Source organism: Pseudomonas sp. F8002, assembly GCF_013385495.1.
Lineage (GTDB): Bacteria > Pseudomonadota > Gammaproteobacteria > Pseudomonadales > Pseudomonadaceae > Aquipseudomonas.
This window is the reverse complement of the sequence record NZ_JACAPW010000041.1, coordinates 114,647-139,598: the sequence shown is the minus strand read 5'-3', so window position 1 is coordinate 139,598 and position 24,952 is coordinate 114,647. Positions and strand designations below refer to the sequence as shown.

Sequence of the window (24,952 nt, the reverse complement as noted above, 5' to 3'; positions counted from 1 at the left end):
TTAAACCGCGGCAGCGCCGCCGACGATTTCCGAGATCTCTTGGGTGATCGCAGCCTGACGCGCCTTGTTGTAGATCAGCTGCAAATCGCTGATCAAATCACCGGCGTTGTCGGTAGCGTTCTTCATCGCGATCATCCGCGCAGCTTGTTCAGCCGCGTTGTTCTCGACCACCGCCTGGTACACCTGCGACTCCACGTAGCGCACCATCAAGCCGTCAAGCAGCTCTTTGGCGTCTGGTTCGTAGAGGTAGTCCCAGTGGTGCTTGAGTTCTTGTTCCGGGGCGGCCACCAATGGAATCAACTGCTCCACGGTAGGCTGTTGCGTCATGGTGTTGATGAACTTGTTGGATACCACGGAGAGGCGGTCAATCCGGCCTTCCAGGTATGCATCCAGCATCACCTTGACGCTGCCGATCAAATCATTGATCGACGGTTCTTCACCCAGGTGGCTGATAGCTGCAACGACGTTACCGCCGAAGTTGCGGAAAAAGGCCGCACCCTTGCTACCGACCACACACAGATCGATCTCGACGCCTTTTTCGCGGTTTACCGCCATGTCCTTGACCAGGGCCTTGAACAGGTTGGTATTCAAACCACCGCACAAACCACGGTCACTGCTCACCACGACATAACCGACGCGCTTTACTTCGCGATCGATCATGAACGGGTGGCGATATTCCGGGTTGGCGTTGGCCAGATGACCAATAACCTGGCGGATACGCTCCGCGTAGGGACGGCTAGCAGCCATGCGCATTTGTGCCTTGCGCATTTTGCTGACCGCCACTTTTTCCATGGCGCTGGTGATCTTTTGCGTGCTTTTGATGCTCGCAATCTTACTGCGAATCTCTTTTGCGCCTGCCATGTAACACCTATCAGGTTAGCAAGCGGGAGCCTCGCGGCCCCCGCTGCGGCTTACCAGGTTTGGGTGGCCTTGAACTTCTCGATACCGGCTTTGATGCCAGCGTCGATGTCGTCATTGAAGTCACCCTTCACGTTGATCTTCGCCATCAATTCGGCGTGATCGCGGTTGAAGTAAGCAATCAGCGCTTGTTCGAAGCTGCCGACCTTGGTGATTTCAACGTCGGTCAGGAACCCACGCTCAGCGGCATACAGCGACAGCGCCATGTCAGCGATCGACATTGGTGCGTATTGCTTCTGCTTCATCAGCTCGGTAACGCGCTGACCATGCTCAAGTTGCTTACGGGTCGCTTCGTCCAGGTCAGAAGCGAACTGGGCGAATGCCGCCAGTTCACGGTACTGAGCCAGAGCGGTACGGATACCACCGGAGAGCTTCTTGATGATCTTGGTCTGAGCGGCACCACCCACACGGGATACCGAAACACCGGCGTTCACTGCAGGACGGATCCCGGAGTTGAACATGGCCGATTCCAGGAAGATCTGACCGTCGGTGATGGAAATCACGTTGGTCGGAACGAACGCGGAAACGTCGCCAGCCTGGGTTTCGATGATCGGCAGTGCGGTCAGGGAACCGGTTTTGCCGGTCACTGCGCCGTTGGTGAACTTCTCTACGTATTCTTCCGAAACGCGGGATGCGCGCTCCAGCAGACGGGAGTGGAGATAGAACACGTCGCCTGGGTAAGCTTCACGGCCTGGTGGACGGCGCAGCAGCAGGGAAATCTGGCGGTAAGCCACTGCTTGCTTGGACAGATCGTCATAAACGATCAGCGCGTCTTCACCGCGGTCGCGGAAGTATTCGCCCATGGTGCAACCGGAGTACGGTGCCAGGAACTGAAGTGCAGCGGATTCGGAAGCACTGGCGGCTACGACGATGGTGTTAGCCAGGGCGCCGTTTTCTTCCAGCTTGCGAACCACGTTGGCGATGGTCGATTGTTTCTGACCGATGGCTACGTAGACGCAGAAAATCCCGCTGTCTTTCTGGTTGATGATCGCGTCGATCGCCAGAGCGGTTTTACCGATCTGACGGTCACCGATGATCAGCTCACGCTGGCCACGGCCGACAGGAATCATGGCATCGACAGCCTTGTAGCCAGTCTGTACAGGCTGGTCTACCGACTTACGCCAGATCACGCCTGGAGCAACTTTCTCGACCGCATCGGTCTCGGTGTTGTTCAGCGGACCTTTGCCGTCAACAGGGTTACCCAGTGCGTCGACAACGCGACCCAGCAGTTCCTTACCAACCGGAACTTCCAGGATGCGGCCTGTGCACTTGGCGCTCATGCCTTCGGCCAGAGTCTGGTAGGAGCCCAATACAACGGCACCTACAGAGTCTTGCTCCAGGTTGAGGGCCATACCGTAGACGCCGCCCGGAAACTCGATCATCTCGCCGTACATTACGTCGGCCAGACCGTGAATCCGCACGATGCCGTCAGATACGCTGACGACAGTGCCTTCGTTACGGGCTTGGGAGGTCACATCGAGCTTGTCGATGCGGCCCTTGATAATTTCACTTATTTCGGAAGGATTGAGTTGCTGCATTGCTCTGCTGCCCCTTCAAACTCAAGATTTCAATGCTTCGGCAAGATTCGCGAGTTTGCCGCGAATCGAGCCATCGATAACCAGGTCGCCGGCGCGAATGATGACACCACCAATCAGGGTGGCATCCTCCGCAACTTGCAGGCGCACTTCCCGGTCGAGTCGTGCACTGAGAACCTTGGCGAGTTTGTCTTGCTGTTCTTGGTTCAATGCAAAAGCACTGGTCACTTCAACATCTACCGATTTCTCTTGTTCGGCCTTGTACAGGTCAAACAGAGCGGCGATCTCCGGCAGAAGCGGGAGACGGTCGTTTTCGGCAACGACGTGGATGAAGTTCTGCACTTTTACATCAAACTTGTCGCCGCACACGTCAATAAACGTGGCGGCCTTGTCTGCGCTCGTCAGTCGCGGGGCCTTGAGCACGCGCTGCATGGTGTCGTCTTGCGACACTGCTGCAGCCAGGCCGAGCATGGCTGACCAAGAGGCCAGCTGCTGGTGGGCCTGGGCGTGCTCGAAGGCTGCCTTAGCGTAAGGTCGGGCCAACGTGGTCAATTCTGCCATGATCGCCCTCGCTTAAATTTCAGCAGCCAGTTTGTTTACCAGCTCCGCGTGCGCGTTTTGATCGATTGTGGCACCCAGGATCTTCTCAGCACCGCCGACGGCCAGAGCACCCAGTTGGGCACGCAGCGCATCTTTGACACCGTTCAGTTCCTGCTCGATCTCGGCTTGAGCCTGAACCTTCACACGGTCAGCGTCGATACGGGCTTTTTCAACAGCCTCTTCAACGATCTGGTTACCGCGTTTCTTGGCTTGCTCAATGATTTCAGCTGCCTGAGCTTTCGCTTCGCGCAGTTGTTGACCCGCTTTATCTTGGGCCAACTCCAGGTCGCGAGCTGCTCGTGCGGCAGCGTCCAGTCCGTCTGCGATCTTCTTCTGACGTTCGTGCAAAGCCGCGATGACCGGAGGCCATACGAACTTCATGCAGAAAACTACAAAAATCAAGAACGCTAAGGACTGACCAATAATGGTTGCATTAATGTTCACGCCAATACCTCGCTCGTTCGTTGCACAACACACCAATCACTCGAAAAAACGAGTGATTAACCGGCGAGTTGACCAACGAAGGGGTTCGCGAAGGTGAAGAACAGAGCGATACCAACACCGATCATGGTCACGGCGTCGAGCAGGCCGGCGACGATGAACATTTTAACTTGCAGCATTGGAACCATTTCTGGCTGACGCGCTGCGCCTTCCAGGAACTTGCCGCCCAGCAGGCCGAAACCAATGGCAGTACCCAGGGCGCCCAGGCCGATCAACAGTGCAACAGCGATAGCGGTTAGACCAACTACAGTTTCCATCTTTCCTCCCGACTTTTACGTCGTATGGTTTAGGTTTTTTAGATTTTAAAGCGGTAAAACAAATCGTTTCATAGCCCTTCAGGGCTACCCTCCCGTTTGACCGGGAGGGACATCAGACTAGTCGAGACTGGTCTTAATGGTTCTCTTCGTGCGCCATCGACAGGTAGACGATGGTCAGCATCATGAAGATAAACGCCTGCAGGGTGATGATCAGGATGTGGAACACAGCCCACGCCCACTGCAGAACAATGCCCAGGCCGCTAAGCCAGAGCAGACCACTGCCGAACATCACAGCGATCAGAATGAACACCAGCTCGCCGGCATACATGTTGCCGAACAGTCGCAGGGCCAGGGAAATCGGCTTGGCGACCAGGGTCACGAACTCCAGCAGGAAGTTCACCGGGATCAGCAGCGCTTGAACGAAGATGTTCTTGCTGCCGAACGGGTGCAGGGTCAGTTCGCCGATGAAGCCGCCGATGCCCTTGATCTTGATGCTGTAGAAAATGATCAACGCGAACACCGACAGGGCCATGCCCAGGGTGGCGTTAGGGTCCGTGGTCGAAACCGCACGGAATGGAATGTGGTGATCGCCGGAGATCAGGATGGCCAGCTGAGGAATCCAGTCGACCGGGATCAGGTCGACGGCGTTCATCAGGAACACCCAGACGAAGATGGTCAGTGCCAACGGTGCAATCACCGCGCTACGACCATGGAAGCTGTCCCGCACGCTGCCATCGACGAATTCGACCAATACTTCAACGAAGTTCTGCAAAGCACCTGGCTGACCGGAAGTCGCCTTCTTTGCCGCCATGCGGAAAATCAGGACAAAGATCAGACCCAATGCGACAGACCAGCCCAGAGTATCCAGGTGGAATGCCCAGAAGCCCATTTCTTTGGCTTCTGCTGCGGAGTGGGCAAAGCCCCAGCCGCCGTTGGGAAGCTGACCGAAGGTCAGGTTCTGCAAGTGGTGCTGGATATAGCCCGAAGCGGTTGTTTCTGCCATGGTTGCCTCAAACGCCCTAAGGTTTCGAAAGTCTTGTTTTCATTAGCAGGGGAGCGAACCAGCTGACCAGTTGGGTCAACACGAAGACGCCGAATACAGCCAGCGGCGCCAATGGCTTCACACCTGCAAAGGTCAGTGCAAACAGCACTGCCGTCAAAATCAATTTCCCCGCCTCGCCAGCATAAAAAGACCGGACGATAGCCTGGGCTGCTCGGGCGCCGGAAAACCGAAAGGCCCTGTGAGCAAAATACATATTGGGCAGCAAGGCTATCAGGCCTCCGCAGAGTCCCGAGTATCCGGCTACGACTCCATACCAATACCAGAGCGCCAAAGAGGCGATCAGTAAAATGACAAATTGAGCCACTAAAACCGGGAAAACGGCCAAGCGATGGAACGGCAACGTGTTTGGCGTGCGGGTTTCCATCACTCTTGCTCCTCAATGGTCGGCTGCCGGAAATCAATAACTTGGCATAATTTGTGCCGACAAAATGCGCGCAGAGTATAGGGGCGGTTCTGCCCCTATTCAACTGCCGGGTAGTGATTTCCGACTGCGCGCTACAGAAGCAATTGTTTCAGCGGATGTGGGCAAGGACGCCCTGAAGCTCATCCAATGAGTTATATCCGATGACCAATTGCCCTTTGCCTTTCTTGCCATGACGAATTTGCACCGCAGAGCCTAGGCGTTCGGCCAGGCGCTGCTCCAGGCGTGCAATATCCGGATCAGGTTTGGCGGTTTCGACCGGTGCAGGTTTGCCACTGAGCCACTGGCGAACCAGGGCCTCGGTCTGACGAACGGTGAGGCCTCGTGCGACAACGTGTCGCGCCCCCTCAACCTGTTGATTTTCCGGCAAACCGAGCAAAGCACGGGCATGACCCATTTCCAGGTCGCCATGGGAAAGCATGGTTTTAATGACTTCCGGCAGCGCGATCAGGCGCAACAGGTTGGACACGGTAACCCGGGACTTGCCCACCGCATCCGCGACTTCCTGCTGAGTCAGTTTGAATTCCTGCTGCAAACGCTGCAGGGCGATCGCTTCCTCGATCGGATTGAGGTCTTCACGCTGGATGTTCTCGATCAACGCCATGGCGATGGCGGTTTCATCCGGCACATCGCGCACCATTGCCGGAATGGTTTCCTTGCCGGCCTGCTGGCTGGCGCGCCAGCGGCGCTCGCCGGCGATGATTTCAAAGCGGCCTGCACCAATCGGGCGCACCACGATCGGCTGCATCACGCCCTGGGCCTTGATCGAATTCGCCAATTCCTCCAGCGCCTGCGGGTCCATGTCCCGGCGCGGCTGGTATTTGCCGCGCTGGATCAGGTCCAGCGGCAGGTGCTGCAGCTCGCGCTCGTCGGCCTGCACTGCCTGTTCTTCAAGGGTCGTGACAGTCGGACCACTCAGCAGTGCATCCAGTCCACGTCCGAGACCTCGTTTCTTGACGGCCATGGGGATTCCTTAAGTTGGCTGGGCTGCAGCGGTGCGTGAATTGCGGCGTTGACGGCGAACCATCTCGCCGGCCAGCGCCAGATAGGCAATGGCGCCGCGGGAAGACTTGTCGTACGCCAGCGCGGGCATGCCATAGCTTGGCGCTTCGGCCAGGCGGATGTTGCGTGGAATCACGGTGTCGTAGAGCTGATCGCCGAAGTGTTCCTTGAGCTGTGCCGACACATCGTTCATCAGGCTCAGGCGCGGGTCATACATGGTCCGCAGCAGGCCTTCGATTTGCAGGTTCGGGTTGAGCAGCTCGGCGATACGCTTGATGTTATCCACAAGGTCGCTCAAGCCTTCGAGCGCGAAATACTCGCACTGCATGGGGATAATCACCCCGTCGGCCGCAACCAGTGCGTTCAACGTCAGCATCGACAGCGACGGCGGGCAGTCGATCAAAATGTAGTCGTAATTCTCGCGGATTGGCGCCAGGGCGCTGCGCAGACGGCTTTCTTTCATCTGCATTTCCAGCAGCACCACTTCCGCCGCGGTCAAATCGCGGTTGGCCGGCAGCAGTTGATAACCACCGTGCTCGGAGAAGTGCATGGCCTGGGCCAGGTCGCACTCGCCAATCAGCAAGTCGTAGACCGAGTTTTCCAGGCCGTGTTTATCCACACCGCTACCCATGGTGGCGTTGCCCTGTGGATCGAGATCGATCAACAGCACCCGACGCTTGGTAGCGACCAGGGATGCTGCGAGGTTGATGCAGGTGGTGGTTTTGCCCACGCCACCTTTCTGGTTCGCTATCGCGAATACCTTAGCCATTCTTGCTTGTGTTCCCAATCATGCCGTGCGGCGCAGTATCAGCAGATGGCGTTGGCCTTGGCAACCGGGTACGGCCAAGGCGTGTTCGCTATCGAGGTGGAAGTCTGCCGGCAATGCTAACAGCTCGTCGCTTGGATGAACGCCCTTCATTGCCAGCCAACGGGTATCGCGGTCGCCGAGGTGGCGGGTCCAGTTGCTGAAGTTCTCCATCCTGCTGAACGCCCGGGAAACAATTCCGTTGAAAGGCTGTTCAGGCGTAAAGGCTTCGACGCGACTGTGGATAACTTGCAGGTTATCCAGCTTGAGTTCGAGTTTGACCTGGGTCAGGAAGCGGGTTTTCTTGCCGTTGCTGTCCAGGCAGGTCACTTGCGACTCCGGAAACAGGATCGCCAGCGGGATGCCGGGCATGCCGCCGCCGCTGCCAACGTCGAGCCAGCGGCCGTTTTCGATAAACGGCATGACACTGAGACTGTCGAGCAGATGGCGGGAGACCATTTCGTCTGGGTCACGCACCGCAGTGAGGTTGTAAGCCTTGTTCCATTTGATCAACAGGGCCAGATAACCCAGAAGCAACTCGTGCTGGGCTTCGGTCAGGTTGACGCCGAGCTGGCGAGCACCTGTGGATAACTCTTCGGCGTGTTGCGAGGTGACCAACGAACTCAAGCGCTTTGCTCCAACTGACGGCCCGCGCCGCGTTTTTTCAAATGAATCATCAACAGCGAAATGGCTGCCGGCGTGACGCCCGGGATACGGGACGCCTGGCCCAGGGTCTCCGGTCGAGTTATCCCCAGCTTGCCTTGGATCTCTTTCGACAGCCCGGAAATGTTTGTGTAATCGATATCCACAGGCAGCTTGGTGTCTTCGCTGGCCCGCAGACGAGCGATCTCATCCTGCTGACGGTCAATGTAACCGGCGTATTTGGTCTTGATTTCGACCTGCTCGGCAACCTGTGGATCTTCTGCGCCACCGCCGGTGACCGAGATCAGACCAGCGTAGTCGATTTCCGGCCGGGACAGCAGGTTCAGCAAGTTGTATTCGTGAGTCAGCGGCGTGCCGAATTTTTCGGCAATCGCGTCGCCTTGCTCGGTGCCCGGGCGAACCCAAGTACTTTTCAGACGTTGCTCTTCCAACTCGATACTTTCGCGTTTTTTGCAGAAGGCCGCCCAACGCACGTCGTCGACCAGGCCCAATTCGCGACCTTTTTCGGTCAAGCGCAGGTCGGCGTTGTCTTCCCGCAGGATCAAGCGGTATTCGGCCCGGGACGTAAACATCCGGTACGGTTCCTGGGTTCCGAGGGTGATCAGGTCGTCGACCAACACACCGATGTACGCCTCATCGCGACGCGGGCACCAGCTGTCTTTGCCCTGTGCACGCAGTGCCGCGTTGGTTCCGGCCAACAAACCCTGGGCGCCGGCTTCTTCGTAACCGGTGGTGCCGTTGATTTGCCCTGCAAAGAACAAACCGCCGATGACCTTGGTTTCCAGGCTGTATTTCAGGTCACGCGGGTCGAAGTAGTCGTACTCGATGGCGTAGCCAGGACGCACGATGTGCGCATTTTCCATACCGCGAATCGACTGCACGATCTGGATTTGCACGTCGAACGGCAGGGACGTGGAAATTCCGTTCGGGTACAGCTCATGGGTGGTCAGACCTTCCGGTTCGATAAAGACCTGGTGGCTTTCCTTGTCGGCAAAGCGGTGGATCTTGTCTTCGATCGACGGGCAATAGCGTGGGCCAATGCCTTCGATCACCCCGGAATACATCGGCGAACGGTCGAGGTTCGCGGCGATGATTTCGTGGGTGCGGGCGTTGGTGTGGGTAATCCAGCAACTGACCTGCTTCGGATGCTGTTCCTTGGAGCCCATGAACGACATCACCGGGATCGGTGTATCACCGGCTTGCTCGGTCATCACCGAGAAATCCACAGACCGGCCATCAATTCGCGGCGGCGTGCCGGTTTTCAGGCGACCGACACGCAGTGGCAGTTCGCGAAGGCGCTGAGCCAAGGCGATTGACGGTGGATCACCGGCGCGGCCACCGGAATAGTTCTGCATACCGATGTGGATAAGTCCGCCGAGGAAGGTACCGGTGGTCAACACCACGGATTCTGCGAAGAAACGCAGGCCCATTTGCGTGACAACACCGCGTACCTGGTCTTGTTCGACGATCAGGTCATCGGCTGCCTGTTGAAATATCCACAGGTTCGGCTGGTTTTCCAGGGTTTCGCGGACAGCGGCCTTGTACAGGATCCGGTCGGCTTGAGCACGTGTGGCCCGTACGGCCGGGCCTTTGCGGCTGTTCAATACGCGAAATTGAATACCACCCTTGTCGGTGGCCATGGCCATCGCGCCGCCCAGGGCATCGATTTCCTTGACCAGGTGGCTTTTGCCAATCCCGCCGATCGCGGGGTTGCAGCTCATGGCGCCGAGGGTTTCCACGTTATGCGTCAGCAACAGGGTTTTTGCCCCCATGCGTGCTGACGCCAGTGCTGCCTCGGTACCGGCATGACCGCCGCCGATGACGATCACTTCAAAACGGGAAGGGAAATCCACCACGCACCTCGTGCCTGCTTCTGTAGGTAATTAGGAATGAGCGTTCGAGATCAGGTTTTCGAACGAGTCGGCAAGTATAGGGACTTCGCCCTTCCTAAAGAACCCTTTGCACAAAATTTAACCAGCTGTGGATGAATCACGAACAATAGAAATTAAAAGAGAGAAATTTATTAAATCTTTGTTTTTATGTTTATTTCTACTGAGGCATGTTTCTGTGGATAGATCTCTACAGGCCTTTATTTACGTCATGTACAGAGATTCAAAAGTCTGTGGTTAGGTGCCGATAAGGCCCTTGGATAAGTGCTTTAAGCCTGTGGATTAAACGGGTGGTTATCCACAGAGGGGTTTTTACTCAGGTTTCAAGCCTGGTTATCAACTGGGCACAGGGGCGGTTATTCACAGGGCTTAATCCACAGAAAATACGGATCCCGATAAGTTTCAGGCAGGCAGATGCCTCCGAAAATCCTCGGTCAGGCAGGAAACAGTTCATTTGCATTTGTGAAACGGGTTGATGGAACGCCTATTGTGAGAAAGCGCCACGGCAGTTAATAATAGTTATTATCATTAACCTGCCTCGTCACCTCTCATGGCCCTTCCCTCGCATACCGTTGCAGTCCAGCACATCTATGAGCAGCACCATTCGTGGTTGCACAGCTGGCTCAAGGGAAAGTTGCATAACGCCTGCGATGCAGCTGACGTGGCACACGATACGTTCGTGCGGATCCTGGGCGGCCGCAACGCGACGCAGATCCTCGAGCCCAGGGACTATCTGGCCACAGTTGCCCGGGGACTGGTGATTGACCGCTATCGTCGCCGCGCCATTGAGCAGGCCTATCTGCAAACCCTGGCAGACCGGCCCGAAGCGATCGCAATCAGTGAAGAAGACAAGGCCATCATCATTGAAACCCTCGTTGCTGTGGATAAAGCCTTGTGTGGGCTGGGGGAGCGGGCCAGGCGAATTTTCATGCTGTCCCAGGTCGAAGGCCTGACTTATCAACAGATCGCCGATCAGTTGCGTGTCTCGCTGACCACCGTCAAGAAACATATGGTTCGGGCCCTGACTGAATGCGCCTTGATCATGGCGGGCATGTAATGGCTGCCCCGGATCGCAAGACGTTCGAAGCCGCCGCCAGTTGGTACGTGCAATTTCAATCGCAGCCACCGACACCCGCGCAACAAAGTGCCTGGCAGCAATGGCTCAACGGCGACCCCTCCCATCAGGCGGCCTGGAACCAGATGGAGCAGTTGCAACGTGGCCTCGGTGCGCTACCCAAGGACTTCACCCGTCGTGCGCTCTCGGCCAGTCAACAACGGCGGCAAGTGCTCAAGCTGATGCTGATGCTCGGTGCCGCCGGGTACTTGGGGTGGAACGTTCAACAACACACATCCCTGGGCAACCTCTGGGCTGACTATCGGACCAAGGTCGGCGAACGACGGCGAATCGGGTTGGCCGACGGCACTCAAATTGACCTCAATACGAACACGGCTATCGACGTACTTTTCGATGGGCAGCAGCGACTGGTCCGTTTGCGTGAGGGGGAAGTACTTATCCACACCGGAAAGTCGGGCCGGCAGACACCGTTTTATGTCGAAACCCATGAGGGTCGTGTTCAAGCCTTGGGTACGCGGTTCACTGTTCGCCAACTGCAAGGGTCGACGCGGGTTGGTGTGCTGGAAGACCGGGTCAGCGTGCAACCCGTCGACCAGCCGGCCCATAGCCGAGTGCTTGGACCTGGTGAGAGTGTCGACTTCGGCACGCAAGACGTAGGCCCCAGCCATATTTATCGCAGGAACCAAGCCGCATGGGTCGACGGCCAACTGATCGTTCTGGACGCGCGACTGGGGGATGTCATCGACGAACTGGCGCGCTATCGGCCGGGCGTTATGCAGTGCGATGCCGCATCAGCGCGGCTGCGGGTGTCCGGCACTTTCCGTCTTGATTCCACCGACGCCGTATTGGCCAACTTGCAGGTCACGCTGCCGATCCACGTGAAGTATTTCACGCGCTATTGGGTCTCCGTAACGCTTACAGCTTGATACTGAAAAAATACTCTCAACGGGGGTTATCTTTTTTTTACCTGGCGCGGCCCTACAGGTAATCACGATGCTACCTTCAGGGCTTACTCACACATGCGCCTTCCTACAAAACTTCGCCAGCGTCTCTCCCATCACGGCATCACGTATGGCTTGCTGCTGGCCACGGCCGCGACTGCCAGCACCTTGCTATGCACTCGGGCCATTGCTGCCAGCCCAGTGCAACATTACGTGATCGCCTCCGGGCCACTCGACAATGCCTTGAGCCAATTTGCGTCGAAGGCCAATGTGATTCTGTCATTCTCGCCGCAGCAGACGGCGCGCCTGCAAAGTCCTGGGCTGGAGGGTGACTACTCGGTGGAGCAAGGGTTTGCGTTATTGCTGCAAAACTCGGGATTGCAGGCGGCGGTTCAAGGCCCCGGCAGCTACGCGCTGCAGCCGGCTACGAGCGGGGAACAGCTCATGTTGGCCCCCACTACTGTCAGCACTTATCAACAGACTGGGTTCAATCAGGAAATTGCCGGGGACGTAGGTTACAAGGCGCAAAACAGCCGAATCGGTACCAAGACCAGCACACCATTGTCGGAAACCCCGCGCTCGGTGTCGGTGGTGACCGGCCAGCGCATCAAGGATCAAAAATCCCAGACGCTCACAGAAGTGCTGGGCTATGTGCCGGGAATCTTTGCCCCTCCCTTCGCTGCGGGCGACGGGCTGGCCGGTGACTTGTTCTTCATTCGCGGTTTCAACGCCACGGATTATGGCTACGGCCTGCTGCGCGATGGCTTGCGAGTCCAAGGCAACCGGTATGACACCACCAGCGAACCTTATGGCCTGGAACGGGTGGAGATATTCCGTGGCCCTTCTTCCCTGCTCTACGGCGAAAACGCACCCGGTGGCCTGGTCAACCTGGTGAGTAAACACCCGACAGCTACACCACAAGGCGAAGTTCAGCTGACCTACGGTTCTAATAACCGGCGCCAGGTGGGTGTGGATATCTCCGGTCCCTTGGACGACAGCGGCAATATCCTTGGACGGGTGGTGATGCTCGGCAGGAAGTCCGACACCCAGACCGATCACGTTCCCGATGACCGCCTGTATATCGCACCGTCCCTGACCCTCAATTTCGACGACTACAACACCCTGACGCTGCTGGCCAACTACCAGAAAGACCACACCAATCTTGAACTTGGCCTACCTGCAGCAGGCACGTTACTGACCAACCCCAACGGAAAGCTCTCCAAGCACACCATGCTCGGTGACCCAGATTGGAACACCTTCGAACGGGAAACCTGGAGCACCGGCTACGAGTTCAGCCACAGCTTCAATGATGACTGGCAGTTTCGGCAGAACTCGCGCTACATGCAGTCGCGAATCACCCGCCATGAAACCTGGCCAGGCAACCTGAATAATGCGGGGTTCGGCACACAGCTGAACATGAATGCCTACGACCGCTACAACAAATCGATGGTCTACTCGCTGGATAACCAGTTGGAAGGCAAATTCCAGGTAGGCGGGCTGGAAAATACCGTGCTGTTCGGTGCCAGCTATGACCGTACCTCGTTCAGCCAGGATTGGAATGCCGGATTTGCAGGCACGATCAATGTGTATAACCCGGTGTACCTGAGGGATCCATTGACGCCTCTCGCAGTGCAAAACACGTTGCTCGAACAGCAAATGAAAGGTGTTTATGCACAGCTTCAGAGCAAGTATGACCACTGGTTATTCTTGCTCGGCGGGCGGCAGGACTGGGTCGACAGTGATTTTCGCGACAAGGTGGCCAAGGCCGGCAACATCAGCTCTGAAGACCGCAAGTTCACCTATCAGGGCGGGATCATGTACCAGTTCGACAATGGCCTGACGCCATATGTCAGCTACTCGACCGCGTTCGTTCCGGTACAGCAGATCTCCAATGCCGGCACACCGCTGGACCCGATCACCAGCAGTCAATATGAAGTAGGCCTCAAGTACGAGCCGATCGGTTGGGACACGGCGATGACGTTGTCGATCTATGACTTGCGCAAGCAGGACGACACGTACCTCGACGCCACGACCAATACCTACCGCCAGGTCGGCGAAAGCCGGGCCAAGGGCGTGGAAGTGGAGGTCAACAGCAACCTCACACCTAATTTGAACGTGACTGCGGCCTACACCTACACCGATGCTCGGATTACCAAGGATTCGGCAACGTCGCTCGTGGAAGGTCACCAGATGACCGGTGTTCCGCGTAATCAGGCTTCGGTCTGGGGCAAATACCGCTTTCTTGATGGCCAGCTCAAGGGCTTGTCCGTCGGTGGCGGCGTGCGCTACTTCGACAGCACTTTCGCTTACACCGCGCCTTCTCTTTACGGGAAGCTGGATGCTGGAAGCGTGACCTTGGTGGATGCCGCCATTGGTTACCAGATTGACCAGCACTGGTCGGTAGACGTGAATGCGAAGAACCTGTTCGACAAGGAGTATGTGTCCGGCTGCAACGATGCGGGCCGCTGCTACTGGGGTGAAAGCCGGACGCTACTCGGAACAGTTTCCTACAACTGGTAACCAGCCAGCTGTGGATAACCGCCTATTTCCCGATACAGAAGTTTGAAAAGATCCGCCCCAACAAATCATCGGAGCTGAATGCGCCGGTGATCTCCCCCAACAGCTGCTGCGCCTGGCGTAAATCTTCAGCCAGCAGCTCACCGGCTCCTGCCAGCGTCAGTTGCGCACGGCCATGCTCGAGGGCGGCGCTGGCATGCCGCAGTGCCTCCAGGTGCCTGCGACGAGCGCTGAAGCTGCTTTCCGAAGTCTGCTCGTAGCCCATGCACGCTTTCAGATGATCGCGCAGCAGTTCCAGCCCTTCTCCTGCAGCCTTGGCACTCAAGCTGATTGTCACGTGGCCATCTTCACTGACTTGCAGGGCAATTGCCTCGCCCGTCAGGTCAGCCTTGTTGCGAATCAGCGTGACCTTGGCCGGGTCCGGCCGTTTTTCGAGGAATTCCGGCCACAGTGCGAACGGGTCTGCAGCCTCTGGCGCGGTGGCATCCACCACCAGCAACACGCGGTCAGCTTCCGTGATGGCCTTCAACGCGCGTTCCACCCCGATCTTTTCCACCTGGTCATCGGTGTCACGCAGTCCAGCGGTGTCCACCACATGCAGGGGCATGCCATCGATGTGGATATGTTCGCGCAGGATATCCCGCGTGGTGCCGGCGATCTCGGTGACGATCGCGGCCTCTCGCCCGGCCAGGGCATTGAGCAGGCTCGACTTGCCGGCGTTGGGACGGCCGGCAATCACCACGGTCATACCGTCACGCAGCAAGGCACCTTGCCCGGCTTCGCGCAGCACTGTGGATAACTCGTCGCGAACCTTATCCAGCATCGCCAGGACATGGCCATCGGCAAGGAAGTCGATTTCTTCCTCCGGGAAATCAATCGCGGCCTCCACGTAGATGCGCAAGCTGATCAACTGCTCGGTGAGGTTATGCACACGCAGGGAAAACGCGCCCTGCAACGAGCGCAACGCATTGCGCGCAGCTTGTGCAGAGCTGGCTTCGATCAGGTCGGCAATCGCCTCGGCCTGGGCCAGGTCGAGTTTGTCGTTGAGAAACGCGCGTTCGCTGAATTCACCCGGACGTGCCAGGCGGCAACCCAACTGCAGGCAACGCTGCAGCAGCATGTCCAGAACGATCGGGCCGCCGTGGCCTTGCAGCTCCAGGACGTCTTCGCCGGTAAAGGAGTTCGGCCCCGGGAAATAAAGGGCGATACCTTCATCCAGCACTTCTTCATCAGCACCTAAAAACGGCCCGTAATGCGCATACCTCGGCTTCAGTTCCCGCCCGCTGATGGCCTGGGCCGCCACGCCGGCGAGCGGCCCGGAAATACGAACGATACCGACACCACCACGACCTTGAGCGGTGGCGACAGCGGCGATGGTTTCACGAGGAGCGCTCATGGCGGGTACCCGGATAAAAGTGACAGAAAGCAAAACGCCCCACTAGGGGGCGTCTTGAGTGGTGTTATCCACAGAGTAAATTACGCCTCGGCTTTTTTGGTAGCCGCTTCGATTTTACGTGTGATGTACCACTGTTGGGAGATCGACAGGCAGTTGTTGACCACCCAGTACAGCACCAGACCAGCCGGGAACCACAGGAAGAAGAAGGTGAAGATGATTGGCATCATTTTCATTACCTTGGCCTGCATCGGGTCCGGCGGAGTCGGGTTCAGGCGCTGCTGGATGAACATGGTCGCGCCCATGATGATCGGCAGGATAAAGAACGGGTCTTTGATCGACAGGTCAGTTATCCACAGCATGAACGGAGCCTGGCGCATTTCCACGCTTTCCAGGAGCACCCAGTACAGCGACAGGAACACCGGCATCTGCACCAGAATCGGCAAGCATCCACCCAGCGGGTTGATTTTCTCTTTCTTGTACAGCTCCATCATGGCCTGGGACATTTTCTGCCGGTCATCGCCATGTTGTTCTTTCAGCGCAGCCAGTTTCGGGGCCACGGCACGCATACGCGCCATCGACTTGTAGCTGGCGGCCGACAGTGGGAAGAAGATCCCCTTGATCAGCATGGTCAGCAGGATAATCGAGAAGCCCCAGTTACCCACAATGCTGTGGATATGTTGCAGCAGCCAAAAAATAGGCTGGGCAATGAACCACAGAATGCCGTAATCCACAGTCAGTTCCAGACCTGGGGATAACTCTTTGAGGACTGCCTGGCTCTTCGGACCGGCGTACAACGTGGCGCTGGCTTCAGCCTTGGCACCCGGGGCGACGGTCAACGTCGGGCCAGTAAAGCCAATGATGTAGTTGCCTTGGCTGTCTTTGCGGGTTTGAACCAGGTTGGCATCACCTTTGTTCGGGATCCATGCGGTCACGAAGTAGTGTTGCAACCAGGCAACCCAGCCACCTTGAACGGTTTCTTTCAGCGCGCCCTTGTCGATATCTTTCATCGACACTTTTTTGTACGGCTCGCTACTTGTCCACAGGGCTGCGCCCAGGTAAGTCGCGGTGCCGGTGGCGGTGCTGGAAGAAGGATCGGCGCTGTTGTCACGCTTGAGCTGGGCAAACAGGTTGCCCGTCCACGGCTTCGCGCTTTCGTTGTCGATCAGGTAAGTGACTTTCAGATCGTACAAACCGCGGGTAAAGCTGAAACGCTTGATGTAGTTGACGCCGTCGTGACTGAATTTCAGGTCGACGTTCAACTGGTTCTGGCCATCGGCCAGTTGATAAGTCTTCTGTTCGGTCGAATAAACCGGACGACCGGTAGCACGAGCATCCGGACCGTCAGTACCGGTCAGGCCACTTTGCGCCAGATATACACGTTCGCCACCGTTATCGAACAGCTGGAACGGAACATCCGGATGGTCTTGGCGACGTGGATACAGCGGCAATTTCAGCTGGGCGATATCACCACCCTGTGGGTCGATTGCCAGGTCCAGTACATCCGTTTTTACATGGATGAGGTCTTTATTGGTGACGACCGGGGTTTCTACCGGGGTGCTGGTATCGGCATTCGCGCTGGGTACATCGGCACTGGCGGCAGCATTGTTACCCAGTGGCGTATCCGGAATAGCCGGCGCCGACTGATTGGTAGCAACATTCTGAGTCGGCAGGGCAGCTTGGCCATAATCCTGGTTCCACTTAAGAACCATAGAGTAGGACACGATTGCCAGGGCGACGATCAGGATCGTGCGTTTAATATCCATGATTACTCGGCCATCGAAGAAGAACGGGAGGTAGGGATAGGCGGAACCGGGTCATAACCACCGGGATTCCACGGATGACAGCGACCTAAACGACGAAAGGTCAGCCAGCCACCGCGCAGAAGGCCATGATTTTCTATGGCTTCCAACGCGTAGCAGGAACAACTGGGGTAGAAACGACAGTGGTTTGCCATCAGGGGACTAATGGCATAGCGATAAAACTGGATCGGAACGAGGGCCAGTTTACGCATCAGTACTGTCTACCCCTACAGTTTCGGTGCTGACAGCTGGTGCTGGCTTGTTGGTACGAGCCAAACGTTTCCAGAGCTTGCCGAAATGCTGAATCAATTCGGGGTTTTCTACGTCCCCCAAGCCTTTGCGCGCGACGATAACAATATCCCAACCAACCAGAGTTTCCTGGTGGAGGCGAAACGATTCGCGCATCAGACGCTTGAGGCGATTGCGCTCAACGGAGAGCTTTACGCTCTTCTTGCCGATCACCAACCCGAGACGGGGGTGATCCAGATCGTTGTTACGCGCAAGGAGCAGGAGATTTTTCCCCGGAACCTTGCCGGTGGGGGAGTCAAAGACTGCCTTGAAATGCCGGGGGGTTAGCAGACGCTTTTCCCGACTGAAGTCCTGACTCACCACCAGTACCGGATTATCAAACTGCCAGACGCGCACGACCTTTGGCGCGGCGACGCGACAGGACAGCACGGCCGTTCTTGGTGGCCATGCGAGCACGGAAGCCGTGAGTACGGGCGCGTTTGATGGTGCTTGGTTGGAAAGTACGTTTCATGGCGTGTTACCTGGTTCGTCCACAACGGGCCGGAATGGCCCCCGTTTTAAGAGACCGGCGATTCTAGAGAAAGCAAGCCTCTAGGTCAATTTCCAACCAGCTTTTCCTTTAATTAGATATCTGGAGGCCTGCGGACCGAATCCGGGCGATTCGCCTTTCACGAGCAATGCCATAGATATAAAAATAAAGAAGGAAGTTATTTAAAGCTTTTCTGTAAAGCTTATAAAAGCTAGGCACCCCATCTTCTGTGGATAACTGCCTTGAGGCCGTATTCTACGGGCTGTACAGAGAATGACAACACGGGGGAGAAACGGTGCTCTGCCTGTGCTGCGCTATCGGATAAGCTGTGTGTGGAATGGCTAGTTATCCACAGGCCAGTTACCCACAGACTTTCGACCCCACTTGTACAACGGGCTTAGGGGCGCTTATCCACAGAGCTTATGCACAGACCATTTGTCGCCTTTTTTACGGTTAAGGCATTGATTCTTGGCGCCCTGTGAGCAACCTACATGTGGATAAGTGGGCGGCTGGCCGCTACAATGGCGGCTGTTTTTGCCTCACCGGCTTTCAACTTAGGGGATATCCGTGTCAGTGGAACTTTGGCAGCAGTGCGTGGAGCTTTTGCGCGATGAGCTGCCTGCCCAGCAATTCAACACCTGGATCCGTCCGCTACAGGTCGAAGCCGAAGGCGACGAGTTGCGTGTCTACGCACCCAATCGTTTTGTTCTCGACTGGGTCAACGAGAAATACCTGAGCCGCGTTCTCGAATTGCTCGACGAACACGGCAACGGGCTTGCTCCGGTGCTCTCCTTATTAATAGGCAGCAAACGTAGCTCGGCACCTCGTGCTGCGCCGAATGCACCGTTGGCTGCCAGTGCCTCCCAGGCTCAGGCCGCTGCGGCACCTGTTAATAACTCGCCAGCCCCGGTCGCCCAGACGCCTTCGAAATCCTCGTCGCAGAAAAACGCGCCTATAAATGAAGAGCCGTCCCGCGACAGCTTTGACCCAATGGCCGGCGCCAGCTCACAACAGGCCCCGGTTCGTGCCGAACAGCGCACCGTCCAGGTAGAGGGTGCGCTCAAGCACACCAGCTATCTGAACCGCACGTTCACCTTTGAGAACTTTGTCGAAGGTAAATCCAACCAGCTGGCCCGCGCGGCAGCCTGGCAGGTCGCCGACAACCCCAAGCATGGTTACAACCCGCTCTTCCTTTATGGTGGCGTTGGCTTGGGTAAAACTCACTTGATGCACGCCGTGGGTAACCACCTATTAAAGAAGAACCCGAATGCCAAGGTCGTGTACCTGCACTCGGAGCGCTTCGTGGCCGATATGGTCAAGGCGTTGCAGCTCAACGCCATCAACGAGTTCAAGCGGTTCTACCGTTCCGTTGATGCCTTGCTGATCGATGACATTCAATTCTTCGCCCGCAAGGAACGTTCCCAGGAAGAGTTTTTCCACACGTTCAACGCGTTGCTCGAAGGTGGCCAGCAGGTCATCCTGACCAGTGACCGTTATCCGAAGGAAATCGAAGGCCTGGAAGAGCGCCTGAAGTCGCGCTTCGGCTGGGGCCTGACCGTAGCGGTAGAACCGCCGGAGCTTGAAACCCGCGTCGCGATCCTGATGAAAAAGGCCGACCAGGCCAAAGTCGACCTGCCGCACGACGCCGCGTTCTTTATCGCCCAGCGCATTCGCTCCAACGTGCGTGAACTGGAAGGCGCACTCAAGCGGGTCATCGCTCACTCGCACTTCATGGGGCGTGACATCACCATCGAGCTGATTCGCGAATCCCTGAAAGACCTGCTGGCGTTGCAAGACAAGCTGGTGAGTGTGGATAACATCCAGCGCACCGTGGCCGAGTATTACAAGATCAAGATTTCCGACCTGCTGTCCAAGCGCCGTTCGCGCTCGGTAGCACGTCCCCGCCAGGTAGCGATGGCGCTCTCCAAAGAGCTGACCAACCACAGCCTGCCGGAAATTGGTGATGTGTTTGGCGGTCGCGACCACACCACGGTCTTGCACGCGTGCCGCAAGATAAACGAACTTAAGGAATCCGACGCGGATATTCGCGAGGACTACAAGAACCTGCTGCGTACACTGACTACTTGATGAACACCAGCGCAGCTTATTAAGGCAAGGGACTAGACCATGCATTTCACCATTCAACGCGAAGCCCTGTTGAAACCCCTGCAACTGGTCGCAGGCGTCGTCGAGCGCCGACAGACCTTGCCGGTGCTTTCCAACGTATTGCTGGTTGTCGAAGGCCAGCAATTGTCCTTGACCGGTACCGACCTGGAAGTCGAGCTGGTCGGTCGCGTCCAGCTCGAAGAGCCCGCCGAACCCGGCGAGATCACCGTGCCGGCGCGCAAGCTGATGGACATCTGCAAGAGCCTGCCCAACGACGCGCTGATCGACATCAAGGTTGATGAGCAAAAGCTGGTGGTCAAGGCCGGTCGCAGCCGTTTCACCCTGTCGACCTTGCCGGCCAACGACTTCCCGACCGTGGAAGAAGGCCCAGGCTCGCTGACCTGCAGCCTGGAACAAAGCCGACTGCGCCGCTTGATCGAGCGCACCAGCTTCGCCATGGCCCAGCAGGACGTGCGTTATTACCTTAACGGCATGCTGCTGGAAGTCTCCGAAGGCATCATCCGCGCCGTAGCCACCGACGGTCACCGTCTGGCCATGTGCTCGATGAAGGCCGATATCGGTCAGCCGGATCGCCACCAGGTGATCGTGCCGCGTAAAGGTATTCTGGAACTCGCGCGCCTGCTGACCGAGCCGGATGGCAATGTCAGTATCGTGCTGGGCCAGCACCACATCCGCGCGACCACTGGCGAGTTCACCTTCACTTCCAAGCTGGTTGACGGCAAGTTCCCGGATTACGAGCGCGTTCTGCCAAAAGGCGGCGACAAGCTGGTGATCGGTGATCGTCAGGCCCTGCGTGAAGCGTTCAGCCGTACCGCTATTCTTTCCAACGAGAAATACCGTGGTATCCGCCTGCAATTGGCCAACGGCCAACTGAAAATCCAGGCGAATAACCCTGAGCAGGAAGAAGCGGAAGAAGAAGTGGGCGTCGACTACAACGGCGGCAACCTGGAAATCGGCTTCAACGTCAGCTACCTGCTGGACGTGCTGGGCGTGATGACCACTGAACAGGTTCGCCTGATTCTGTCTGACTCCAACAGCAGCGCCCTGGTACAAGAATCCGACAACGATGACTCGGCTTACGTTGTCATGCCGATGCGCCTGTAATCATGTTCAGCAGAAGCTAGATGTCCCTCAGTCGCGTCTCGGTCACCGCGGTGCGCAATTTGCACCCGGTGACCTTCTCCCCCTCCCCCCGCATCAATATCCTCCACGGCGCCAACGGCAGTGGCAAAACCAGCGTGCTGGAAGCCATTCACCTGCTGGGGCTCGCTCGTTCCTTTCGCAGTGCCCGCTTGTTACCGGTGATTCAGTACGAACAACTGGCGTGCACAGTATTTGGCCAAGTCGAATTGGCCGAAGGCGGTCATAGCAGCCTGGGGATTTCTCGTGATCGTCAGGGGGAGTTTCAAATCCGCATCGATGGGCAGAATGCTCGTAGTGCTGCGCAGCTGGCAGAAATCCTGCCGCTGCAACTGATCAACCCGGACAGCTTCCGCTTGCTGGAAGGCGCGCCAAAAATCCGCAGGCAATTCCTCGATTGGGGAGTGTTCCACGTGGAACCGCGTTTCATGGCCACTTGGCAGCGCCTGCAGAAGGCCCTGCGGCAGCGGAACTCATGGCTGCGGCATGGTACACTTGACGCCGCTTCGCAAGCTGCTTGGGACCGGGAACTGTGCCTGGCCAGCGCTGAAATAGATGAATACCGCCGCGCCTATATCAAAGCCTTGAAACCAGTCTTTGAGCAGACCTTGAGCGAGTTACTTGAACTCGAGGGGCTGACGTTGAGCTACTACCGTGGTTGGGACAAAGACCGGGAACTGAGTGCAGTGCTCGCGACGTCCTTGCAACGGGATCAGCAAATTGGTCACACCCAGGCCGGACCACAACGGGCTGATTTGCGCCTTAGATTGGGCGCACATAATGCTGCGGATATCTTGTCCCGCGGTCAGCAGAAGTTGGTGGTCTGCGCTTTGCGTATCGCCCAGGGGCATCTGGTTAGCCAGGCCCGGCGCGGGCAATGTATTTATCTGGTGGATGACTTGCCGTCCGAACTGGACGAGCAGCACCGCCGCGCGTTATGCCGCTTGTTGGAAGACTTACGCTGCCAGGTGTTTATCACCTGTGTAGACCACGAATTATTGAGGGAAGGCTGGCAGACGGAAACGCCAGTCGCTTTGTTCCACGTGGAACAAGGCCGTATCACCCAGACCCACGACCATCGGGAGTGAAGGCATGAGCGAAGAAAATACGAATACGTACGACTCGACCAGCATTAAAGTGCTTAAAGGTTTGGATGCCGTACGCAAACGTCCCGGTATGTACATCGGTGATACCGATGATGGCAGCGGTCTGCACCACATGGTGTTCGAGGTGGTCGATAACTCGATCGACGAAGCTTTGGCCGGTCACTGCGACGACATCAGCATCATCATCCACCCGGACGAATCCATCACCGTACGCGACAACGGTCGCGGCATTCCGGTAGATGTGCATAAAGAAGAAGGCGTTTCGGCGGCAGAGGTCATCATGACCGTGCTCCACGCCGGCGGTAAGTTCGACGATAACTCCTATAAAGTATCCGGCGGTTTGCACGGTGTAGGTGTTTCGGTAGTAAACGCCCTTTCTGAAGAGCTGATCCTGACTGTACGTCGTAGCGGCAAGATCTGGGAACAGACTTACGTTCATGGTGTTCCACAGGAACCGATGAAAATCGTCGGTGACAGCGAAAGCACGGGTACGCAGATTCACTTCAAGCCTTCGGCTGAAACCTTCAAGAACATCCACTTCAGCTGGGACATTCTGGCCAAGCGGATTCGTGAACTGTCTTTCCTGAACTCCGGTGTGGGTATCGTCCTCAAGGACGAACGCAGCGGCAAGGAAGAGCTGTTCAAGTACGAAGGCGGCCTGCGTGCGTTCGTTGAATACCTGAACACCAACAAGACCGCGGTCAATCAGGTGTTCCACTTCAACATCCAGCGTGAAGACGGCATCGGCGTAGAAATCGCCCTGCAGTGGAACGACAGCTTCAACGAGAACCTGTTGTGCTTCACCAACAACATTCCTCAGCGCGATGGCGGTACTCACCTGGTGGGTTTCCGTTCTGCACTGACGCGTAACCTGAACACCTACATCGAAGCGGAAGGCTTGGCGAAGAAACACAAAGTCGCCACCACCGGTGACGATGCCCGCGAAGGCCTGACCGCCATTATCTCGGTCAAGGTTCCGGATCCGAAGTTCAGCTCCCAGACCAAAGACAAGCTGGTGTCCTCCGAAGTGAAGACAGCGGTCGAACAGGAAATGGGCAAGTACTTCTCCGACTTCCTGCTGGAAAACCCGAACGAAGCCAAGCTGGTTGTCGGCAAGATGATCGACGCAGCACGGGCTCGTGAAGCGGCGCGTAAAGCCCGTGAGATGACGCGTCGTAAAGGTGCGCTGGATATCGCCGGCCTGCCGGGCAAACTGGCTGACTGCCAGGAGAAAGACCCTGCCCTCTCCGAACTGTACCTGGTGGAAGGTGACTCTGCTGGCGGTTCCGCCAAGCAGGGTCGCAACCGTCGCACCCAGGCTATCCTGCCGTTGAAGGGTAAGATCCTCAACGTCGAGAAGGCGCGTTTCGACAAGATGATTTCCTCGCAGGAAGTCGGCACCTTGATCACCGCCCTGGGCTGTGGCATCGGCCGCGATGAGTACAACATCGACAAGCTGCGCTATCACAACATCATCATCATGACCGATGCTGACGTTGACGGTTCGCACATCCGCACCCTGCTGCTGACGTTCTTCTTCCGTCAGTTGCCGGAGTTGATCGAGCGTGGCTACATCTACATCGCCCAGCCACCGTTGTACAAAGTGAAAAAAGGCAAGCAAGAGCAATACATCAAAGACGACGACGCCATGGAAGAGTACATGACGCAGTCGGCCCTGGAAGATGCGAGCCTGCACTTGAACGACGAAGCCCCGGGCATCTCCGGTGAAGCGTTGGAGCGCCTGGTAAACGACTTCCGCATGGTGATGAAGACCCTCAAGCGTTTGTCGCGCCTGTACCCCCAGGAGCTGACCGAGCACTTCATCTACCTGCCATCCGTCAGCCTGGAGCAGTTGGGTGATCATGCCCACATGCAGGCTTGGTTGGCCCAGTACGAAGTCCGCCTGCGTACCGTTGAAAAATCCGGCCTGGTCTACAAAGCTAGCCTGCGTGAAGACCGTGAACGTAACGTCTGGCTGCCAGAGGTCGAACTGATCTCCCACGGCCTGTCGAACTACGTCACCTTCAACCGCGACTTCTTCGGCAGCAACGACTACAAGACGGTTGTTACCCTCGGCGCGCAACTGAGCACCCTGCTGGACGACGGTGCTTACATTCAGCGTGGCGAGCGCAAGAAAGCGGTCAAAGAGTTCAAGGAAGCCCTGGACTGGTTGATGGCGGAAAGCACCAAGCGCCATACCATTCAGCGATACAAAGGTCTGGGCGAAATGAACCCGGATCAGCTGTGGGAAACCACCATGGACCCAGCCCAGCGTCGCATGCTGCGCGTGACCATCGAAGACGCCATTGGCGCGGACCAGATCTTCAACACCCTGATGGGTGATGCGGTCGAGCCTCGTCGTGACTTCATCGAGAGCAATGCCCTGGCGGTTTCCAACCTGGACTTCTGATCAGGTTGC

Annotated in this window: 23 protein-coding genes; 7 read left to right on the top strand and 16 right to left on the bottom strand. The window is 57.0% G+C overall.

What is annotated here, in order from left to right; genetic code table 11:
• From atpG to mnmG, 11 genes are all read right to left on the bottom strand, one after another.
• Entirely contained in the window at nucleotides 1-861 is an 861-nt protein-coding gene (gene atpG, locus HX811_RS27565; protein ID WP_003213547.1) for a F0F1 ATP synthase subunit gamma, read from the bottom strand.
• A gap of 50 nt (nucleotides 862-911) precedes the next feature.
• Nucleotides 912-2,456, bottom strand: coding sequence for a F0F1 ATP synthase subunit alpha (gene atpA, locus HX811_RS27560; protein WP_003213549.1), 1,545 nt, complete (start codon nucleotides 2,454-2,456; stop codon nucleotides 912-914).
• Between the two features lie 21 nt (nucleotides 2,457-2,477).
• Nucleotides 2,478-3,014, bottom strand: coding sequence for a F0F1 ATP synthase subunit delta (locus tag HX811_RS27555; RefSeq protein ID WP_003213551.1), 537 nt, complete (start codon nucleotides 3,012-3,014; stop codon nucleotides 2,478-2,480).
• A gap of 12 nt (nucleotides 3,015-3,026) precedes the next feature.
• Complete coding sequence (locus tag HX811_RS27550) at nucleotides 3,027-3,497, bottom strand: F0F1 ATP synthase subunit B (RefSeq protein ID WP_008439543.1); 471 nt, start codon at nucleotides 3,495-3,497, stop codon at nucleotides 3,027-3,029.
• A gap of 56 nt (nucleotides 3,498-3,553) precedes the next feature.
• Nucleotides 3,554-3,811: a F0F1 ATP synthase subunit C gene (gene atpE / locus HX811_RS27545; protein WP_002555987.1), complete on the bottom strand. Its 258-nt coding sequence runs from the start codon at nucleotides 3,809-3,811 to the stop codon at nucleotides 3,554-3,556.
• Between the two features lie 133 nt (nucleotides 3,812-3,944).
• Nucleotides 3,945-4,814, bottom strand: coding sequence for a F0F1 ATP synthase subunit A (gene atpB, locus HX811_RS27540; protein ID WP_003213554.1), 870 nt, complete (start codon nucleotides 4,812-4,814; stop codon nucleotides 3,945-3,947).
• Between the two features lie 16 nt (nucleotides 4,815-4,830).
• Nucleotides 4,831-5,238 carry a F0F1 ATP synthase subunit I gene (locus tag HX811_RS27535; protein WP_003213556.1) on the bottom strand — a complete coding sequence of 136 codons (408 nt, stop codon included), beginning with the start codon at nucleotides 5,236-5,238 and terminating at the stop codon, nucleotides 4,831-4,833.
• A 148-nt stretch (nucleotides 5,239-5,386) separates the two neighbouring features.
• The gene (locus tag HX811_RS27530) at nucleotides 5,387-6,259 is read right to left on the bottom strand and encodes a ParB/RepB/Spo0J family partition protein (RefSeq protein WP_003213558.1); all 873 of its coding nucleotides are present in this window, start codon (nucleotides 6,257-6,259) and stop codon (nucleotides 5,387-5,389) included.
• Between the two features lie 9 nt (nucleotides 6,260-6,268).
• Complete coding sequence (locus tag HX811_RS27525; protein WP_003213559.1) at nucleotides 6,269-7,066, bottom strand: ParA family protein; 798 nt, start codon at nucleotides 7,064-7,066, stop codon at nucleotides 6,269-6,271.
• A gap of 18 nt (nucleotides 7,067-7,084) precedes the next feature.
• On the bottom strand, nucleotides 7,085-7,729 hold the full coding sequence (gene rsmG / locus HX811_RS27520; RefSeq protein WP_177048264.1) for a 16S rRNA (guanine(527)-N(7))-methyltransferase RsmG: 645 nt from the start codon (nucleotides 7,727-7,729) through the stop codon (nucleotides 7,085-7,087).
• On the bottom strand, nucleotides 7,726-9,618 hold the full coding sequence (gene mnmG / locus HX811_RS27515) for a tRNA uridine-5-carboxymethylaminomethyl(34) synthesis enzyme MnmG (RefSeq protein WP_003213563.1): 1,893 nt from the start codon (nucleotides 9,616-9,618) through the stop codon (nucleotides 7,726-7,728). Before mnmG ends, rsmG begins: the two co-directional genes overlap by 4 nt.
• A 586-nt stretch (nucleotides 9,619-10,204) precedes the next feature.
• Here mnmG and HX811_RS27510 point away from each other — a divergent pair.
• The 3 genes from HX811_RS27510 (at nucleotide 10,205) to HX811_RS27500 (ending at nucleotide 14,190) form a co-directional block, all read left to right on the top strand.
• Nucleotides 10,205-10,711, top strand: coding sequence for a sigma-70 family RNA polymerase sigma factor (locus tag HX811_RS27510; RefSeq protein WP_008439546.1), 507 nt, complete (start codon nucleotides 10,205-10,207; stop codon nucleotides 10,709-10,711).
• Complete coding sequence (locus tag HX811_RS27505; RefSeq protein ID WP_177048263.1) at nucleotides 10,711-11,655, top strand: FecR domain-containing protein; 945 nt, start codon at nucleotides 10,711-10,713, stop codon at nucleotides 11,653-11,655. Before HX811_RS27510 ends, HX811_RS27505 begins: the two co-directional genes overlap by 1 nt.
• Before the next feature lie 93 nt (nucleotides 11,656-11,748).
• Entirely contained in the window at nucleotides 11,749-14,190 is a 2,442-nt protein-coding gene (locus HX811_RS27500) for a TonB-dependent siderophore receptor (RefSeq protein ID WP_177048261.1), read from the top strand.
• Nucleotides 14,191-14,212: 22 nt separating this feature from the next.
• On the opposite strand, the gene mnmE is transcribed toward HX811_RS27500, so the two are convergent.
• The 5 genes from mnmE to rpmH all read right to left on the bottom strand — a co-directional run bounded on the left by mnmE (nucleotide 14,213) and on the right by rpmH (nucleotide 18,142).
• Nucleotides 14,213-15,583 (bottom strand): tRNA uridine-5-carboxymethylaminomethyl(34) synthesis GTPase MnmE, encoded by a 1,371-nt coding sequence (gene mnmE, locus HX811_RS27495; protein ID WP_177048259.1) that lies wholly within the window; start codon nucleotides 15,581-15,583, stop codon nucleotides 14,213-14,215.
• Between the two features lie 80 nt (nucleotides 15,584-15,663).
• Nucleotides 15,664-17,346, bottom strand: coding sequence for a membrane protein insertase YidC (yidC, locus tag HX811_RS27490; RefSeq protein ID WP_003213572.1), 1,683 nt, complete (start codon nucleotides 17,344-17,346; stop codon nucleotides 15,664-15,666).
• A 2-nt stretch (nucleotides 17,347-17,348) separates the two neighbouring features.
• A complete protein-coding gene (gene yidD / locus HX811_RS27485; protein ID WP_003213574.1) occupies nucleotides 17,349-17,594 on the bottom strand; it encodes a membrane protein insertion efficiency factor YidD in 246 nt (81 codons plus the stop codon).
• Nucleotides 17,587-17,991: a ribonuclease P protein component gene (rnpA, locus tag HX811_RS27480; RefSeq protein ID WP_010168490.1), complete on the bottom strand. Its 405-nt coding sequence runs from the start codon at nucleotides 17,989-17,991 to the stop codon at nucleotides 17,587-17,589. Before rnpA ends, yidD begins: the two co-directional genes overlap by 8 nt.
• A gap of 16 nt (nucleotides 17,992-18,007) precedes the next feature.
• Entirely contained in the window at nucleotides 18,008-18,142 is a 135-nt protein-coding gene (gene rpmH / locus HX811_RS27475; RefSeq protein WP_003213577.1) for a 50S ribosomal protein L34, read from the bottom strand.
• Between the two features lie 585 nt (nucleotides 18,143-18,727).
• On the opposite strand from rpmH, the gene dnaA reads away from it, so the two are divergent.
• The 4 genes from dnaA to gyrB are packed head-to-tail and all read left to right on the top strand — an operon-like array spanning nucleotide 18,728 to nucleotide 24,943.
• Nucleotides 18,728-20,248 (top strand): chromosomal replication initiator protein DnaA, encoded by a 1,521-nt coding sequence (gene dnaA / locus HX811_RS27470; RefSeq protein WP_032868695.1) that lies wholly within the window; start codon nucleotides 18,728-18,730, stop codon nucleotides 20,246-20,248.
• Nucleotides 20,249-20,287: 39 nt separating this feature from the next.
• Nucleotides 20,288-21,391 (top strand): DNA polymerase III subunit beta, encoded by a 1,104-nt coding sequence (gene dnaN, locus HX811_RS27465; RefSeq protein ID WP_003213582.1) that lies wholly within the window; start codon nucleotides 20,288-20,290, stop codon nucleotides 21,389-21,391.
• A 20-nt stretch (nucleotides 21,392-21,411) separates the two neighbouring features.
• Nucleotides 21,412-22,515: a DNA replication/repair protein RecF gene (gene recF / locus HX811_RS27460; RefSeq protein ID WP_003213585.1), complete on the top strand. Its 1,104-nt coding sequence runs from the start codon at nucleotides 21,412-21,414 to the stop codon at nucleotides 22,513-22,515.
• A gap of 4 nt (nucleotides 22,516-22,519) precedes the next feature.
• A complete protein-coding gene (gene gyrB / locus HX811_RS27455; protein ID WP_003213587.1) occupies nucleotides 22,520-24,943 on the top strand; it encodes a DNA topoisomerase (ATP-hydrolyzing) subunit B in 2,424 nt (807 codons plus the stop codon).
• Nucleotides 24,944-24,952 lie beyond the last annotated feature (9 nt).

Coding starts and splice junctions, on each gene's coding strand:
- atpG (WP_003213547.1), bottom strand. CDS start 861: ATGGCAGGCGCAAAAGAGATTCGCAGTAAGATTGCGAGCATCAAAAGC.
- HX811_RS27510 (WP_008439546.1), top strand. CDS start 10,205: ATGGCCCTTCCCTCGCATACCGTTGCAGTCCAGCACATCTATGAGCAG.
- HX811_RS27530 (WP_003213558.1), bottom strand. CDS start 6,259: ATGGCCGTCAAGAAACGAGGTCTCGGACGTGGACTGGATGCACTGCTG.
- gyrB (WP_003213587.1), top strand. CDS start 22,520: ATGAGCGAAGAAAATACGAATACGTACGACTCGACCAGCATTAAAGTG.
- rpmH (WP_003213577.1), bottom strand. CDS start 18,142: ATGAAACGTACTTTCCAACCAAGCACCATCAAACGCGCCCGTACTCAC.
- HX811_RS27555 (WP_003213551.1), bottom strand. CDS start 3,014: ATGGCAGAATTGACCACGTTGGCCCGACCTTACGCTAAGGCAGCCTTC.
- HX811_RS27535 (WP_003213556.1), bottom strand. CDS start 5,238: ATGGAAACCCGCACGCCAAACACGTTGCCGTTCCATCGCTTGGCCGTT.
- HX811_RS27525 (WP_003213559.1), bottom strand. CDS start 7,066: ATGGCTAAGGTATTCGCGATAGCGAACCAGAAAGGTGGCGTGGGCAAA.
- atpB (WP_003213554.1), bottom strand. CDS start 4,814: ATGGCAGAAACAACCGCTTCGGGCTATATCCAGCACCACTTGCAGAAC.
- recF (WP_003213585.1), top strand. CDS start 21,412: ATGTCCCTCAGTCGCGTCTCGGTCACCGCGGTGCGCAATTTGCACCCG.
- atpE (WP_002555987.1), bottom strand. CDS start 3,811: ATGGAAACTGTAGTTGGTCTAACCGCTATCGCTGTTGCACTGTTGATC.
- dnaN (WP_003213582.1), top strand. CDS start 20,288: ATGCATTTCACCATTCAACGCGAAGCCCTGTTGAAACCCCTGCAACTG.
- HX811_RS27500 (WP_177048261.1), top strand. CDS start 11,749: ATGCGCCTTCCTACAAAACTTCGCCAGCGTCTCTCCCATCACGGCATC.
- yidC (WP_003213572.1), bottom strand. CDS start 17,346: ATGGATATTAAACGCACGATCCTGATCGTCGCCCTGGCAATCGTGTCC.
- HX811_RS27505 (WP_177048263.1), top strand. CDS start 10,711: ATGGCTGCCCCGGATCGCAAGACGTTCGAAGCCGCCGCCAGTTGGTAC.
- mnmE (WP_177048259.1), bottom strand. CDS start 15,583: ATGAGCGCTCCTCGTGAAACCATCGCCGCTGTCGCCACCGCTCAAGGT.
- atpA (WP_003213549.1), bottom strand. CDS start 2,456: ATGCAGCAACTCAATCCTTCCGAAATAAGTGAAATTATCAAGGGCCGC.
- yidD (WP_003213574.1), bottom strand. CDS start 17,594: ATGCGTAAACTGGCCCTCGTTCCGATCCAGTTTTATCGCTATGCCATT.